This window comes from Mesorhizobium sp. KR2-14, from assembly GCF_040049255.1.
Classification (GTDB): Bacteria; Pseudomonadota; Alphaproteobacteria; order Rhizobiales; family Rhizobiaceae; genus Pseudaminobacter.
In genome coordinates this window covers 845209-859409 of the sequence record NZ_JBDZDR010000001.1, presented here as the reverse complement: position 1 = coordinate 859409, position 14201 = coordinate 845209, and the positions used below count along the sequence as shown (strand labels likewise).

General features: G+C 63.6%; 14 protein-coding genes. 8 read left to right on the top strand and 6 right to left on the bottom strand.

From position 1 onward, the window contains the following. The first annotated feature begins 101 nt into the window (after positions 1–101). The 5 genes from ABLE86_RS04005 (at position 102) to ABLE86_RS03985 (ending at position 4990) form a co-directional block, all read left to right on the top strand. A complete protein-coding gene (locus ABLE86_RS04005; protein WP_348777601.1) occupies positions 102–491 on the top strand; it encodes a 4a-hydroxytetrahydrobiopterin dehydratase in 390 nt (129 codons plus the stop codon). A 95-nt stretch (positions 492–586) separates the two neighbouring features. Next, positions 587–1663, top strand: a complete 1077-nt coding sequence (locus ABLE86_RS04000) for a tungsten formylmethanofuran dehydrogenase (protein WP_348777600.1) — start codon at positions 587–589, stop codon at positions 1661–1663. After that, positions 1657–3288 (top strand): formylmethanofuran dehydrogenase subunit A, encoded by a 1632-nt coding sequence (locus ABLE86_RS03995; RefSeq protein ID WP_348777599.1) that lies wholly within the window; start codon positions 1657–1659, stop codon positions 3286–3288. Before ABLE86_RS04000 ends, ABLE86_RS03995 begins: the two co-directional genes overlap by 7 nt. Further along, positions 3276–4184 carry a formylmethanofuran--tetrahydromethanopterin N-formyltransferase gene (fhcD, locus tag ABLE86_RS03990; RefSeq protein ID WP_348777598.1) on the top strand — a complete coding sequence of 303 codons (909 nt, stop codon included), beginning with the start codon at positions 3276–3278 and terminating at the stop codon, positions 4182–4184. The genes ABLE86_RS03995 and fhcD overlap by 13 nt, the downstream gene beginning before the upstream one ends. Beyond that, positions 4181–4990, top strand: coding sequence for a formylmethanofuran dehydrogenase subunit C (locus ABLE86_RS03985; RefSeq protein ID WP_348777597.1), 810 nt, complete (start codon positions 4181–4183; stop codon positions 4988–4990). The genes fhcD and ABLE86_RS03985 overlap by 4 nt, the downstream gene beginning before the upstream one ends. 401 nt (positions 4991–5391) lie before the next feature. On the opposite strand, the gene ABLE86_RS03980 is transcribed toward ABLE86_RS03985, so the two are convergent. After that, positions 5392–5805, bottom strand: a complete 414-nt coding sequence (locus ABLE86_RS03980) for a helix-turn-helix domain-containing protein (protein ID WP_348777596.1) — start codon at positions 5803–5805, stop codon at positions 5392–5394. Positions 5806–5983: 178 nt separating this feature from the next. Between ABLE86_RS03980 and ABLE86_RS03975 the strand changes: the two genes are divergently transcribed. The 3 genes from ABLE86_RS03975 to ABLE86_RS03965 all read left to right on the top strand — a co-directional run bounded on the left by ABLE86_RS03975 (position 5984) and on the right by ABLE86_RS03965 (position 10199). Further along, positions 5984–8365, top strand: a complete 2382-nt coding sequence (locus tag ABLE86_RS03975; RefSeq protein WP_348777595.1) for a heavy metal translocating P-type ATPase — start codon at positions 5984–5986, stop codon at positions 8363–8365. Positions 8366–8513: 148 nt separating this feature from the next. Next, complete coding sequence (locus ABLE86_RS03970; protein WP_348777747.1) at positions 8514–9521, top strand: murein L,D-transpeptidase family protein; 1008 nt, start codon at positions 8514–8516, stop codon at positions 9519–9521. A gap of 114 nt (positions 9522–9635) precedes the next feature. Then, positions 9636–10199 carry a L,D-transpeptidase gene (locus ABLE86_RS03965; protein ID WP_348777594.1) on the top strand — a complete coding sequence of 188 codons (564 nt, stop codon included), beginning with the start codon at positions 9636–9638 and terminating at the stop codon, positions 10197–10199. Positions 10200–10332: 133 nt separating this feature from the next. Here ABLE86_RS03965 and ABLE86_RS03960 read toward each other — a convergent pair whose 3' ends face one another. The 5 genes from ABLE86_RS03960 to ABLE86_RS03940 all read right to left on the bottom strand — a co-directional run bounded on the left by ABLE86_RS03960 (position 10333) and on the right by ABLE86_RS03940 (position 14050). After that, a complete protein-coding gene (locus tag ABLE86_RS03960; protein ID WP_348777593.1) occupies positions 10333–10758 on the bottom strand; it encodes a BA14K family protein in 426 nt (141 codons plus the stop codon). An 892-nt stretch (positions 10759–11650) separates the two neighbouring features. Then, positions 11651–12121, bottom strand: coding sequence for a BA14K family protein (locus ABLE86_RS03955; RefSeq protein ID WP_348777592.1), 471 nt, complete (start codon positions 12119–12121; stop codon positions 11651–11653). A 252-nt stretch (positions 12122–12373) separates the two neighbouring features. Further along, entirely contained in the window at positions 12374–12586 is a 213-nt protein-coding gene (locus tag ABLE86_RS03950) for a cold-shock protein (protein WP_056105658.1), read from the bottom strand. A gap of 397 nt (positions 12587–12983) precedes the next feature. Further along, positions 12984–13196: a cold-shock protein gene (locus ABLE86_RS03945; protein WP_348777591.1), complete on the bottom strand. Its 213-nt coding sequence runs from the start codon at positions 13194–13196 to the stop codon at positions 12984–12986. Between the two features lie 419 nt (positions 13197–13615). Next, on the bottom strand, positions 13616–14050 hold the full coding sequence (locus tag ABLE86_RS03940) for a glyoxalase/bleomycin resistance/extradiol dioxygenase family protein (RefSeq protein WP_348777590.1): 435 nt from the start codon (positions 14048–14050) through the stop codon (positions 13616–13618). Positions 14051–14201 lie beyond the last annotated feature (151 nt).

The window sequence follows — 14201 nt, the reverse complement described above, 5'->3', positions numbered from 1 at the left end:
GGTGCCCGCTTTCATGATAGCTGCTTTCATAGACGGGGCAAGCGGGAGGAAAGGAATCACATGCGCGCCTGCAAAACTCTGTGTCAAAAGTGGAGGCGATCATGAGCGACCAGAAGCAAGCTGCCAAGGAATACGTCTATTCCGAGGCCGAAATTGTCGAAAAGCTCCAGAAGGAACTGCCCAAGTGGCGCTATGAGAATGGCTGGATCAGGCGCAAATACAAGACCCACAGCTGGAAATCCACCCTGATGGTGATCAACACCGTCGGCCATCTGGCCGAAGCTGCCTGGCACCATCCCGACCTTGCGGCTTCCTATGCCTGGGTCGAGGTCAAGCTGATGAACCATGCGGCCAAGGGCGTCACCGACAAGGATTTCGAGCTGGCCAGGAAGATCGAACAGGTCGTGGGCTGGCAGCCGGGCCAGGAAGGCGGCGCCCTGGAAGGCACGCCACAGACGGACCAGCGCTTCGCCTACATCAAATACGATTGACCAAATGCGCTTTGTCCGCCTTAATCTCTCCGGGCGGAACATTCGCCCGGAAAATTTTTGTTTAGAGTCAGATCGGCACCAGAAAGTTGCATAGCATGACGGTTGCATGGATCGGCGACCGGGGCGTGCCTGTAGCGGAGGCGGCAAAACATGCCGCCGGGCTTCTGGTGTCCAGTCTCTGTCCCGTTTTCAGCCTCGATACGGATGTGCATGGCACGCGCGCGGCGATTGCGCTGGCACAGCGCACCGGCGCGGCCTATGACCAGCTCGGCGGCGCGGCGGTGGCGCGCGAGACCGCCCAATACACCGACAAGGGCGGCATGTTCATCGCGCCCGGCGAAGTGCGGCGACGCGCTGATGTGGTCGTGATTGCCGGCGAACTGCCGGCGGCCCACTACGATCTGATCGCCGAGCTTGCCAACACTGCACCCGATCTTGATGGCGGGACGGGGAGGCGGGAATTCTTCCTGATCGGGGCGGACACGCCTGCGCCAGGCAACATCAAAGCCACGCGGCTTGCCTGCGACGGCGGGCTGGAGGCCACGCTGGCCGCGCTGCGGGCGCAATGCGCCGGACGCAAGACCGCGCGCGACGTGGACAATTTCGGCAGCTTTGCCGAGGCGCTGGCAGGGGCAAAATTTCCGGTCTTCACCTTCTGCGGCCAGTCGCTCGGGGCGCTCGGGCTTGAAATGGTGCAAGGGCTGATCGCCGACATAAACCGCAAGCACCGCGCCTCTGCGCTGCATCTGCCGGCAAGCGAGAATGGTTGGGGCAGCGTGCAGGCTTCGACCTGGACAAGCGGTTTTCCACTGCGGACGGGGCTGGCGCGCGGCTATGCCGAGTTCGACCCATGGCGCTTCGACGTGGCGCGAATGATCGCCGAGGGCGAGGCCGACCTGCATCTGGTCGTCTCGGCCGATGCGGGGCAGGTGTTTGCCCATGAGGGGCTCGCGCTTGTTGCGCTTGCCAGGACCGACAAGCCGGTCGCGGGGGCAGCCGTGACCATCGCCATCGGCGAACCGGGCATCGACCACGACGCGGTCGTCTATTCCAGTCGCATCGGCACGCTGGCGGCCGTGGAGGCGAAGTCACCAAGCGAACTGCCTTCGGGGGCGGCCGTGCTGCGCCAGATCGCCGAACACTTGCCGCATGAAGAGGCGCTGCCATGCTGACCAGGATCACCGGCGGCGAAATCGTCGATCCCGTAAACGGCCGCGTCGGCAAGGGCGATCTCTGGATCGAGGATGAGACCATCGTCTCGGAGCCTTCCGGCAGGCAGCCGGACGTGACCCTTGACGCCGCCGGCTGCGTGGTGATGGCGGGCGCCATCGACATCCACTCCCATATCGGCGGCGGCAATGTGAACACGGCGCGGCTGCTGCTGCCCGAGCAGCACAGGGCGCATGCGCCGCGCCCGTCCGCGACGCCGCTTTCGCAGGTCGGCTGGACGACGTTCGAGACCGGCCGCCTCTATGCTCAGATGGGCTTCACCACCGTGGTCGAGCCGGCCATGTCGCCGGGTGCTGCGCTGCACACCCATCTCGAGCTCGCCGACATCCCGATCATCGACAAGGCGACGCTGGCAATCCTCGGCAACGACGATTTTCTGCTCTCGATGATCCGCGACAATGCTTCGACGCAGATGATCGAGGACTATGTTGCCTGGACGGTGGCCTCCAGCCGCGCGCTCGGCGTCAAGGTCATCAATGCGGGCGCGGCGGCCGCCTTCAAGGAGAACGTGCGCACCTTCTCCTTTGACGATGTCGTGCCGTTTTACGGCACCAGCTCGCGCAGCATCGTCAAGACGCTGCAGGCGGCGGTGACCTCGCTCGGCATTCCGCATCCGCTGCATGTCCACTGCAACAATCTCGGCGTGCCCGGCGCGCCGGAAACGGCTGCGGAGACCATGGCGGCGGCGGAAGGGCTGCCGTTGCACCTGGCGCATCTGCAGTTCTACGGCTACGGCACCGAGGGCAAGCGCGGCTTCTCGTCCGGAGCCGCGCGGTTGGCCGAACTGGTCAATTCGACGCCCGAAATCACCATCGATGTCGGGCAGGTGATGTTCGGCCAGACGGTGACGATCTCCTCCGACGTGCTGCGGCAGTTCTCGGCGCGCGGCACCGCCAATCCGAGGAAGTCGGTGATCTTCGACGGCGATGCCAATGGCGGCGGCATCGTGCCCCATCGCTATCGTGAGGATTTTTATGGCTCGCTGCAGTGGGCGATCGGGCTGGAACTGTTCCTGCTGATCGACGATCCGTGGCGGGTGTTCTTCACCACAGATCATCCCAATGGCGCGCCCTTCACTGCCTATCCGGAGATCTTCGAGCTGCTGATGAGCCGCGAGGCGCGCGCGAAGGCGATGGAAGGGCTGTCGCAGCGGGCGCTGCGCTTCTCGACGCTGCCCTCGCTGACGCGCGAATACACGTTTGAGGAAATCGCGATCATGACGCGGGCCGCCCCCGCCAAGCTGCTGGGCCTGAAAGATCGCGGCCATCTGGGGGCAGGGGCGCTGGCCGATGTCGCGGTCTATCGAAAGGGCAGCGACATCGCGCATATGTTCCGCTCTGCCACCTTCGTGCTGAAGAATGGCGAACTGGTGGTCGAGGACGGCATAGTCACGAACTATCGCTGGGGCAAGACGCTGCGGCTGAAGCCAGAGCCGGACAAGGCCATGGTGAAGCGGCTGGAGACCTACCACCAGGATCGCTACGGCCTGTCACTGAACTGGTTCGACTTTCCCGACGCCGCGATCCAGCGCGAGCAACCCTTCAGCGAGGTGTCATGCAACGCTTGACGGTCAACGGCGTCGCCATCGACGACACTTTTGCCGAAGCCTTCGGCATGCGCGCCACCGCCATCATCATCACCGGGCCCAACCGCAAATGGGCGCGGCGGGCGGCAATCACCATGACCGGCTTCGCCACATCGGTGATCGGCTGCGGCTGCGAGGCGGCGATCGACGTGGAGCTGCCTGCCTCGGAGACGCCCGACGGCCGGCCAGGCTGCCGGGTGATGATCTTCGCCGTCAGCACCGACGAATTGCAGAAACAGTTGCAGAACCGGCTTGGCCAGTGCGTGCTGACCTCGCCGGGCAGCGCCTGCTTTGCCGGGCTTGAAGGCACCGCCGATCTCAAGCTTGGTGCCGCACTTCGCTATTTCGGCGACGGATGGCAGGTGTCCAAGAAATTCGGTGGGCGGCATTTCTGGCGGGTGCCGGTGATGGACGGCGAGTTCCTGTGCGAGGCCACCACGGGGCTCACCAAGGAAGCCGTCGGCGGCGGCAACCTGCTGCTGGTCGCCTCGTCCAACGCCAAGGCCCTGGTTGCGGCGGAAGCGGCGGTCGAGGCGATCGAGAAGGTGCCAGGCGCGATCATGCCGTTTCCGGGTGGCATCGTGCGCTCGGGCTCCAAGGTCGGCGGCAAGTACAAGGGCATGATGGCCTCGACCAACGACGCCTTCGCGCCCACGCTGCGCGGCGTGGTAAAGAGCGAGCTCGGCCCTGACGACAATGCCGTGTTGGAGATCGTCATCGACGGCGAGACGAGCGATGCCGTGGCGGCTGCCATGAAGGCCGGCATCGGCGCGGTCACCGCGCTGGGGCCGGAAAAGGGCGCCTCGCGCATCAGCGCCGGCAACTATGGCGGCAAGCTGGGCAAGTTCCACTACCATCTGAAGGAATTGCTGCCGTGAAGCCGCTCACCTTCACCTTGCGCGAGATCCCGCCGGAACGGCTCGACCTTTCGCCGCTGACGCCCGAGGGGCTGGCCGGCCTGTCGGCCAGCGAGATCGGCGAGATTCGGCTTGGCATGTCCAAGCGCGGGCTGAAAGTGGGCGACATCTTCCGTGTGTCCGGCAGCGACGTACAGAATATCGTTTTCGAAGGCGGGAGTTCACGTTTCGACGGCGTGGGCACCGGCATGACCGAAGGCAGCATTCGCGTTGTCGGCGATGTCGGTGCGCAGGCGGGCCGAAAAATGCGCGGCGGCCAGCTTCTGGTCGAGGGAAGCGCCGGCCCCCATGCCGGTTCCTGCATGCGCAAGGGTCGGCTGGAGATTCTCGGCGATGCCGGCGACCATCTCGCCGGGCCGCTGGCGGGCGAGCTCGCCGGGATGAACGGCGGCGTGCTGATCGTGCGCGGTCGTGCCGGCGCTTATGCGGGCGACCGGATGCGGCGCGGCGTGGCGGCCGTGCTGAGGGGCTGCGGCGACTATGCCGGCGCGCGCATGATTGCCGGCACGCTGGTCGTTACCGGCGGGGTTGGGCGCATGCCGGGCTATCTGATGCGCCGCGGCTCGATCCTGCTCGACCGTATGCCGGAAGAGCTGTCGCCCAGCTTCGTCGAATGCGGCGCGCCCGACAGCGTGTTTGCCGCCGTATTCGACCACTATCTGATGGCGGAGGGCATTTTGGAGGGCCCGCTGCTGGGTTCCGCGCCGGGCAAATTCGGCGGTGATAATGCAGTCGCCGGAACCGGGGAGATCTTGTTCCGGCGGTGATTAGCGGCGTTCTAGCGCCGCTCTGGCCGTTGGACTGTCGAGGCGTGGGTCCCCGGAACCTCCGCATCTCGCTTCGCTCATGCTCCGGCCCGAGGACGACGGATTGAGAGGTTCGTTTCTCATAGCTCGAAAGACGACGGGCTGAGAGCTTCGCTTCTCATAGCTCGAAAGGCGATCGGCTGAGAGTTTCGCTTCTTACGGCGCGAAGTATGACAGGCTGAGAGATTCAGTCCCACGGGTCGATGGAAGCTAAGCCGTCATTCCCGATCCGGTGAGCGAGCGAAACCCCTTCACCCGTCGTCCTCGGGCCCGAAGCCCCGCAGGGGCGTAGGGTTCCGGGGACCCATGCCTCGACCCATCTGCAGTCCAACCCGTTGCAAGACCCCGCAACAGCGGCCGGCTCAATGCTCGTGTTCGCAAAGCTCGTGATGGGCCAGCGCGCGGATGACGTAGCAATCCTTCACCTGGTCGCCATGGCAATGGTTGGCGATGCGCTCCAGCTCACTTTCCAGCCGCTTCAACTTCTCGATCTTGGCACGCACGGCCCGCAACTGCTCGCTGGCGATGCGGTCGGCATCGGCGCAGGGGCGCTCGGGATGCCGGCTGAGGTCGATAAGCTTGCGGATCGCTTCGATGGTCAGGCCAAGATCGCGGGCATGGCGGATGAAGGACAGGCGGTCCAGTTCCTCGCGCGTGTAGCGGCGCTGGTTGCCTTCGGAGCGCTCTGCGGCATCCATCAACCCCATCTGCTCGTAGTAGCGGATGGTGGGAATTTTCACGCCGGTTTGCCGCGACAGCTCGCCGATGGTCAGCATTCTTGGCTCCCTTGAAAAGCTCCAGCCTCTAGAGATGTGAGGCTGGCGCGCTGCTGCGTCAAGAGGGGGGCACCCCTGCACACGCCTCCGAGCCATTCCGGCGAAAAAGTTCAAAAGGCCTCTTGTAGCTCTAGTTGCTAGAGGTGTTACGCATTTCCTGTACGAACAGGAGCAAGCCATGTCAGGCCGGAAAGACGCCGACCTCATCAAGCTGGAACACGCCTGCTGCGGCAGCGATCAAAGCAACAATCCCGCAACGGAAGGCCACCGGCATTCGCACGACCTTGCGCAGGAACACGGCCACGCGCACCGACATGACCATGGCGGCTGCTGCGAACACGACCACGACCACGGCGAGTTCAATGCCGAGATCGCATCCGCGCCGGTCGTTTCCGGCCGCAGCTTTCGCGTGTTCGGCATGGACTGCGCCGAGGAAGTGGCGACGCTGAAGTCGGCCGTCGGCCCGGTGGTGGGCGGCGACAGCCATCTGGCGTTCGACGTGCTCAACGGCCGCATGACAGTCCTCGCCAGCGCGGGATCGATCCAGAGCGGCACGATCATGTCGGCAATCGCCGCCACCGGCCTGCGGGCCGAACCGTGGCAAGAAGGCGCACCGCCGGCCAAGGATGCGCGCCTGGCCGAGCAGAAGCTGTTCACCGCGCTCAGCGGGCTGTTCCTGCTTGCCGGCTTCGCCGTCCATGTCATGACCTCGCCGGGGCAGTCCTTCCTCGAGATCATGGGCTTTCACCATCCAGAGGGCGCGCCTCTGGCGGAACAGGCGGCGCTGCTTTTGTCCGTCATCACCGGCGCGCGCTTCGTTGCAATCAAGGCCTGGTATGCGCTCAAGCGCCTCTCGCCGGACATGAACCTTCTGATGATGGTGGCCGTGGCCGGCGCGCTGATCATCGGCGACTGGTTCGAGGCGGCCACCGTTGCCCTCCTGTTTGCCCTTTCGCTGATGCTCGAAAGCTGGAGCGTCGGCCGCGCGCGCAATGCTGTCTCGGCCCTGTTGGATCTGGCACCACCCGTCGTTCGGGTGAAGGAGGCAAGCGGCGAGCGCGAAATGGAGGCGGCCGATGTGCCGGTGGGCAGCCGCTTCATCGTACGCGGCGGCGACCGCATCGCGCTTGACGGCCGCATCGTCTCGGGCGCCAGCGCCGTCAACCAGGCGCCGGTCACCGGCGAGAGCCTCCCGGTCGCCAAGGAGGTGGGCGACGAGGTCTTTGCCGGCACCATCAACGGCGAGGGATTGCTGGAGGTCGAGTCTACCAGGGCGGCGACGGACACGACGCTGGCTCGCATCATCCGCATGGTCTCCGAGGCACATAGCCGCCGTGCAGCGGTCGAGCAGTGGGTGGAGCGCTTCGCGCGCGTCTACACGCCGGCGGTGATGGTGCTGGCGCTGCTGGTATTTCTGTTGCCGCCGCTGCTGCTGGGCGGCGAATGGGGCGCCTGGTTCTACAATGCGCTGGTGCTGCTGGTGATCGCCTGTCCTTGCGCGCTGGTCATTTCCACGCCGGTTTCCATCGTGGCTGCGCTGGCCTCAGCCGCGCGCAACGGCGTGCTGATCAAGGGCGGCACCTTCATAGAGCTGCCGGCGAAGCTGACTGCGCTGGCCATGGACAAGACCGGCACGCTGACCAAGGGCGAGCCGCAGGTCTTGCGCGTCATCCCGCTCTCGGGCCACGACGAGAAGGAACTGCTGCAGCGCGCCGGCGCCCTTGAGGTGCGCAGTTCACATCCGCTGGCGGACGCCATCATGCGCCACATGGCGGAGGAGGGCGTCGAACCCTTGGCCGGCGAGGGCATAAAACTGCTGCCCGGCAAGGGCGTGCAAGGCGTCTTCAATGGCAAGACCTACTGGCTGGGCTCGTGGCGCTACGCAGTGGAACGCGGCCAGGCCGACGATGCCGTGGCGGCACAGGTCGCCGAGATGGAAAGCAACGGCGCCACCGTGGTGGTCGTCGGTTCGGAAGGGCATCTGTGCGGGGTCATCGCCTTCGCCGACACCATCCGCCCCGAAGCAAAGGCCATCCTTTCCGCGTTGCATTCGCAGGGCGTGAAGGAGGTCGTGATGCTGACCGGCGACAACCGCGCCGCTGCGACGAGCGTGGCGCGGCAGGTCGGCATCGACACGGTGCGGGCGGAACTGCTGCCGGACCAGAAGGTCGAGGCCATCGATGAACTGACGAAGCGCCACGCGATGGTCGCCATGATCGGCGACGGCGTCAACGACGCCCCGGCCATGGCGCGCGCGCATTTCGGCATCGCCATGGGCGCCATCGGTTCGGACGCGGCCATCGAGACTGCGGATATCGCGCTGATGACCGACGATCTTTCCAAGGTGCCGTGGCTGATCCGCCATTCCAGGCGCGCCATCGGCGTCATCCGGCAGAACATCGTCTTCGCGCTGGGCGTCAAGGCGCTGTTCGTGGCGCTGACGGCGGTGGGCATCGCCACCATGTGGGGCGCCATCGCGGCCGATGTTGGTGCCTCTCTGCTGGTGGTGGCCAATGCGCTTCGCCTGCTGAACGGCAAGAGCGAAACTGCGGGCGGCTGAGGCTCGCACGTGATGTCGGAAAGGTTCCGTTAACCACGACTGCGGACAATGTTGCCAAACATGATTTGACGCCCGCAGTTCCGCCACAGATGGTGGGCAAGCGGAGAGCGGGCGACGGGCTTTCGGGGACGAACCGGATTTGAAACTGCTGCGCAGACTTGCTGTTCCTTTGGCCGTTCTGGCGCTTTCGACGGCGCTGGCAGGCTGCGTGTCGAGCGTGCTCGACGTCGACAGCCGCGGTATCCAGCCCATTCCGGCGCGCCTCGTCAGCCAGATGAAGGCTAGGCAGATGAAGCCGTCGGACCCGATCCTGATCCGCATCTTCAAGGAAGAAAGCGAGCTGGAAATCTGGAAGCGTGATCGCAGCGGCCGCTACGCGCTTCTGAAGACCTATCCGATGTGCAGATGGTCGGGAAAGCTTGGCCCGAAGAAATACAGCGGCGACCGCCAGGCACCGGAAGGCTTCTACCAGGTCTCGGCCAGCATGCTGAACCCGGCCTCGCAGTATTATCTTTCCTTCAATCTCGGCTTCCCGAACAGGCTTGAGAGCGCGCTGGGCTATACGGGCGACGCGCTGATGGTACATGGCGCCTGCTCCTCTGCAGGTTGCTATGCGATGACCGACGACGGCGTGGCCGAAATCTATGCGGTCGCGCGCGAGGCGCTGCGCGGCGGCCAGACCTCGTTCCAGGTGCAGGCATTCCCGTTCCGGATGACGGCGGAGAACATGGTGCGGCACCGCAATAATCCGAACATGCCGTTCTGGAAGAACCTGAAGGAAGGCTACGACATCTTCGACGTCAGTCGCCGCCAGCCCATGGTTTCGGCGTGCGCACGGCGCTATGTGTTCGACGCCCAGTTCGAGGGTGGCGAGCCGAACGATCCGCTTGCGGCCTGCCCGCCCATGACGATCGCTGCCGATCCGGCACTGATCGCCAAGCGCGAGGCCGACGCCCGCGTCATCGAGGCCGCGGCCGCCGAGGGCAACGAGATTTCCACTCATGCCTACGCCGACGGCGGCATGCATCCGAGCTTCCGCGCGATGCTGCAAAAGAGCGGCGCGCAGGAACTTGCAAAAAAAACCTCCCGCACCCGGGTGCCGATAAGCCGGCCCGACGCGATATTGCTGGCTGAACAGAGCGCCCCGGATACCTGACGCAACGACCCACGGCGAACCACATTTCCGCCAATGGACAAGGTCGCGTGGCGTCCTATCTTCGAAGCGAATAGCTATCGCATTTCAAGCATATTCGCGTTCGAGAGGCAGGTCATGTTCAGTCGCCGAGCGTTCATCCTGGGGCTGGCCAGCGCGGTTTTCGCTCCCGGCGCCGCATTTTCGGCCAGGCACAAGAAGCACTTCGTTCTCAATCCCAGATATGAGCCGCGAACGGTGCCGTTTTCGCGGCGATACGAGCCGGGCACCATCGTGGTCGACCCGCACCGGAGGTTTCTCTACCTTGTCGAGCAGCCCGGCGTCGCCCGGCGCTATGGCGTCGGCGTGGGAAAGGCCGGCCTTGCGTGGTCGGGGCGCGCGGTGGTCGGGCGCAAGGAAGAATGGCCGCGTTGGCAGCCGACGAAGGACATGATCCGCCGCAGTCCGCGCAAATACGCCAAATATGCCGAAGGCGTCGAGGGCGGCCCCGACAATCCGCTCGGCGCAAGGGCGCTCTATCTCTTCAGCCACGGGCGCGACACCTACTATCGGATCCACGGAACCAACGAGCCCTGGACGATCGGCCATGCGGTTTCGAACGGCTGCATCCGAATGCTCAATGAACATGTCGAGGAGCTCTACGACGAGGTGGGCATCGGCACGCCGGTTGTCGTGCTCTAGCCAGTCAGCGCATGAGGTCGAAAGCCTTTGGGCCTGAATGGCGGATCAAGCCGGCTGGCAGGGCGTCTGTTCGGGCGGAGGTTTGCGATGAGCAGGTCCCTCGACAGGCTCGAGGGACCATGCGGTTGTGGGGTCAGCGCCCGCAGAAATGCAAGCGGCCATCGGTGCCGACAAAGGTGCCGGTGCGCGGATTGAAGCTGCGGTAGCGGGCTTGGCAATACTGGAACCAACCTGGCGACCACGCACGAACGGTCACGACGCCGGGGCGGTAGAGCGGCGCGGTTCCAATATAATCAGGTGATGGGGCCACGTAGTTGGGCGCGTAAAGCGGCGCAGTGCCCACATAGTTGGGTGCGTAAAGCGGTGCCGTGCCTGCATAGGCGGGGCCATAGCCGCGCCAGGAAGGGTATGCGAGCGCGGCTACCACCAAAGCACCCGCCGCGATGCCGCCGGCTATCCACCAGGCCGCCGCCGGGTTGGCATCTGCCGTCGGTGTATAGGCTATTGTGCTGGCAGCCACGGCTGCGGCGAGAACGGTCGTCTTGAGGGGGTGGATCATCACTGTCTCCTTCTCGCAGGCTCGCCTTGCGAGCGACGAGCCAGGCTCAGAAATGAGAAATAAGGGTGAGGCCTTGGCTTGCAACCTGTGCGGATTTGCAGCGCCTTGAAAAGTGATCGGCCGTGATCGCGCTGCCCGGGCCGCGGAACGACATGCAATGGGCGGCCCGAGCGAACCGCCCAAAGCAGGCTTTTCCAGCCAAGCTCATGATTTGAGGTCCGACTATGGTGGTGTTAGTACCAGCCCCACCATGGCCGTGCCCTGGGCACGATGACCACGCGGCGGGGCGTATAGTACGTCCTGGGGCCGATGTAACGCCGCGAGTAGTAATCGCTTATTCCATAGCTCCGCCCCACATAATTTGGCCCTACCCGATAGGCCGGCGGGGTTATGCCATAGCTCCGCCCCACATAGTTTGGCCCTACCCGATAGGCCGGTGCGGTTATTCCATAGCTCGGCCCAACATAGTTTGGCCCCACTATCCTATAGCCAGGCGCCGTGATCCCATAGGTCGGCCCAACCAATGCGGGGTTCACCGCCAGCGATCCGTTTGGAAGCCTGTAGAGTGTTTCAGGGGGATAATAGCGCTCATCCAGGGCACTTGCCGCCGGCAGGAAAGCCAACGAGGCCACGCACGCGGTTGCAGCTAACACAGTAGTCTTGAGGACATAGTTCATGGCGATCTCCTTCCCACGGGCCCGCCCGGGGAATGACGAGCCCAGCTTCAAAAAACATAGGGCAGGGTCTTTTGATGTAAGCTGGCGAGTCGGAAATGCTCTGAAATTTGATCGCGGCAGCCCTTGGCTGCGCGAAGCGAGATGAAACTGAAATGGGCGGCGCATCGGCCGCCCATTCGCGCGCACTCATGTCCAATCAGTTGAATTCGGCGCGTTCAGCGGCCGCAGAAGTGCTGCCGGCCGTCGTAGCCGGTGAAGGTGCCTGTACTGGCGTTGAACGAGCGATACCGCCCTTCACAATAGCGATACCAGGCCGGTGTCCAGGGCTGCAGCGATACAACCACTGCTCTGGCGGGGGCATAAACGGGGGCGCTGATGTAGTTCTGATAGGTGTAGTTCGGCACCAGGATCGGCCTGGTATATGTGAAGCGAGGCTCTCCAACATCGGGGCCTACATAGGAATAATCCGGCTCGATAACCGGCGCATCGTAGAACTGCGGGCCGAATGTGTAGACAGGGTCGGCGACGCCGAAAATGCCGGTTGCCAGTGCATAGAGTGGGGTGTCCGTGTCCCAGAACAGCACGTTGGCGTGTGCGGCCGGCGCGCCGGCCAGGAAGCTCGCCGCAAGAGCCGCGGCGGCGAAGGTGGTGCTCGGAAAGAAGGTGGTTCTCAGAAAATAATTCATGACAATCTCTCCTTCGCGCAAGTCCGTCTAGGCGGACCAAGCGTCGGAGGGAGAGATAGGGCAGGGTGTCCGGCGGAGCAGACTCGCAGGCGAGCTTTTAACCGGCGGGTGGTCTATCCAGACACCTGCTGCTTTTCGAACACCAATCCCTCCCGGAACTTCGAGGCACCGAGATCCGGCATCGCACTTTGGCGAGAGGGAAGGGCGGCGACGGACGGCCGAGCGGCCGTCGCCGCGTCTTGATGCTGGGCGTCAGCCTACTGTCAAATTGACTGCTTTCGGGCCCTTGCCTCGCTTGTCCGGTTCGGTCTCGAAGGTCACCTTCTGTCCGTCTTCCAGACCCGGGAGACCCGATGCCTGGACGGCCGAAATGTGCACGAACACATCCTTTGCGCCGTCATCCGGTGTAATGAAGCCGAAGCCTTTAGCGTGGTTGAAGAATTTGACAGTGCCGGTCTGCGGCATGGGAAACTCCTTGTAATCCCCTCATAGTCATAGTGTCAGGCGAAATATCCGCCTGTTTCGGTCGCATTCTGGGGGAGAAGAAATAGTCATCGTGCCGGAACCTACTGGTCCTCTTTTCACGACGCCTGCCGGAAGACTTGGATATTCTCCCGGGAAGCCATTCCAATCTCTGGGCCCATTACTACCCGAAGTCTAAGTTTCTCCATATTTTAGCGCGAGGGGCAAGCAAAACTTTTCCTCTGCGCCTGGAAAGATGGAGAAGTTGTTCGATTTGGTTGTTGCACGCATAGGCTGTAGGCCTTTTGGATGACGCTCAGCCCTCAAACGCGCGATCGTATAGTCACCTCATTTCTCAGGACATCAGCCGAAACGGACATGCGTCCGCAAAACCCCCGACTCAGGCGAGGCTGAGGTTTACGGCCTTGGGGCCCTTGCCCTTGCGATCGGGCTCGGTGTCGAAGGTGACTTTCTGGCCGTCCACCAGCGTGCGGATGCCCGACGCCTCGACAGCCGAGATGTGAACGAACACGTCACTGGCGCCACCATCAGGCGTGATGAAGCCAAAGCCCTTGGTTGCGTTGAAAAATTTTACGGTTCCGCTCTGGGACACTGGGAGAACTCCTTCGCCCGTTTGATTTGCCCTTGCCGATCTGGCGCGGGAGACAGGATGGGTGCTAATTGGCGGTCATACATTCGCGCATGGTGAAACCCTCCCGCCAAAACGGGCCTACCAGAGGTTCACGGTATCGGGGAAAGGGGTCGTGCAAAAACGTTCCAATCTCCGGGCCGAAAAAATGCCCGAACGCCCCTTTATCGCACGAAAACGTGATATCCGCAAGATCATGTCGCTGCGAGCGGGCAGCGTTACTTCAAAAGAGTGGTTGAAGCGTTCCGTTTGCAAGCAAATCTGTCACCCGCCATGACTAGATGGGCGCAGCGCCCCTCGATATTGGCGCAAACTGCCGAACGGCAAGGTGGGAATGGCCGGGGCCCGCAGGACTCGCGCGCGCCCCGGCCTGGCTATTGGGACTATGCCGGCTTCACCGGGGCATTCATGCCCCACGCAATGCCGAAGGGGTCACGCAACTGGCCCCAGCGATCGCCCCAGAACATCACATCGAGCGGCACAACCACTTCGCAGCCAGCGTCGACTGCCCGTTTCCACCAGCTATCGATGTCGTCGCCGAGGATGAGCTGCATGGTGTAGCCCTGCGGCACCTGGTGTGGATGGCCATGTTCCGGGTACGCATCCGAGAGCATCAGTGAACTGCCGTTGATGTAGAGGTGCACATGCATCGTCCGCCCCTTTTCATCAGGCGGGTAGGCGAAGGCGATATCGGCGCCAAAAGCGCGTTTGTAGAATTCCGCTGCCTTGGTAGCGCCGTCGACCTGCAGATAGGCGACCAGGCCGCCGAGAACCTTCGGCGCGGGGCTGGGTTGAGGCTGCATATTGGCATCGTTCATGATGGTCCTCCGGTTTCATGCTGGGCTTATCGCTCCAATGACGACTGGGAACGTGTGGCGCCGACAGCGGCGGTCAATTTTCTGCGCGGTGTTTGTTGCAGGCGCGGCCGAAGTTCATGGCTCAAGCGGTGAGCTTCGGCTTAATCACCCG

Bases quoted from the DNA above. Each gene is read 5' to 3' on its own strand.
- ABLE86_RS04005 (WP_348777601.1), top strand. From the start codon at position 102: ATGAGCGACCAGAAGCAAGCTGCCAAGGAATACGTCTATTCCGAGGCC.
- ABLE86_RS04000 (WP_348777600.1), top strand. From the start codon at position 587: ATGACGGTTGCATGGATCGGCGACCGGGGCGTGCCTGTAGCGGAGGCG.
- ABLE86_RS03995 (WP_348777599.1), top strand. From the start codon at position 1,657: ATGCTGACCAGGATCACCGGCGGCGAAATCGTCGATCCCGTAAACGGC.
- fhcD (WP_348777598.1), top strand. From the start codon at position 3,276: ATGCAACGCTTGACGGTCAACGGCGTCGCCATCGACGACACTTTTGCC.
- ABLE86_RS03980 (WP_348777596.1), bottom strand. From the start codon at position 5,805: ATGCTGACCATCGGCGAGCTGTCGCGGCAAACCGGCGTGAAAATTCCC.
- ABLE86_RS03975 (WP_348777595.1), top strand. From the start codon at position 5,984: ATGTCAGGCCGGAAAGACGCCGACCTCATCAAGCTGGAACACGCCTGC.
- ABLE86_RS03965 (WP_348777594.1), top strand. From the start codon at position 9,636: ATGTTCAGTCGCCGAGCGTTCATCCTGGGGCTGGCCAGCGCGGTTTTC.
- ABLE86_RS03960 (WP_348777593.1), bottom strand. From the start codon at position 10,758: ATGATCCACCCCCTCAAGACGACCGTTCTCGCCGCAGCCGTGGCTGCC.
- ABLE86_RS03955 (WP_348777592.1), bottom strand. From the start codon at position 12,121: ATGAATTATTTTCTGAGAACCACCTTCTTTCCGAGCACCACCTTCGCC.
- ABLE86_RS03950 (WP_056105658.1), bottom strand. From the start codon at position 12,586: ATGCCGCAGACCGGCACTGTCAAATTCTTCAACCACGCTAAAGGCTTC.
- ABLE86_RS03940 (WP_348777590.1), bottom strand. From the start codon at position 14,050: ATGAACGATGCCAATATGCAGCCTCAACCCAGCCCCGCGCCGAAGGTT.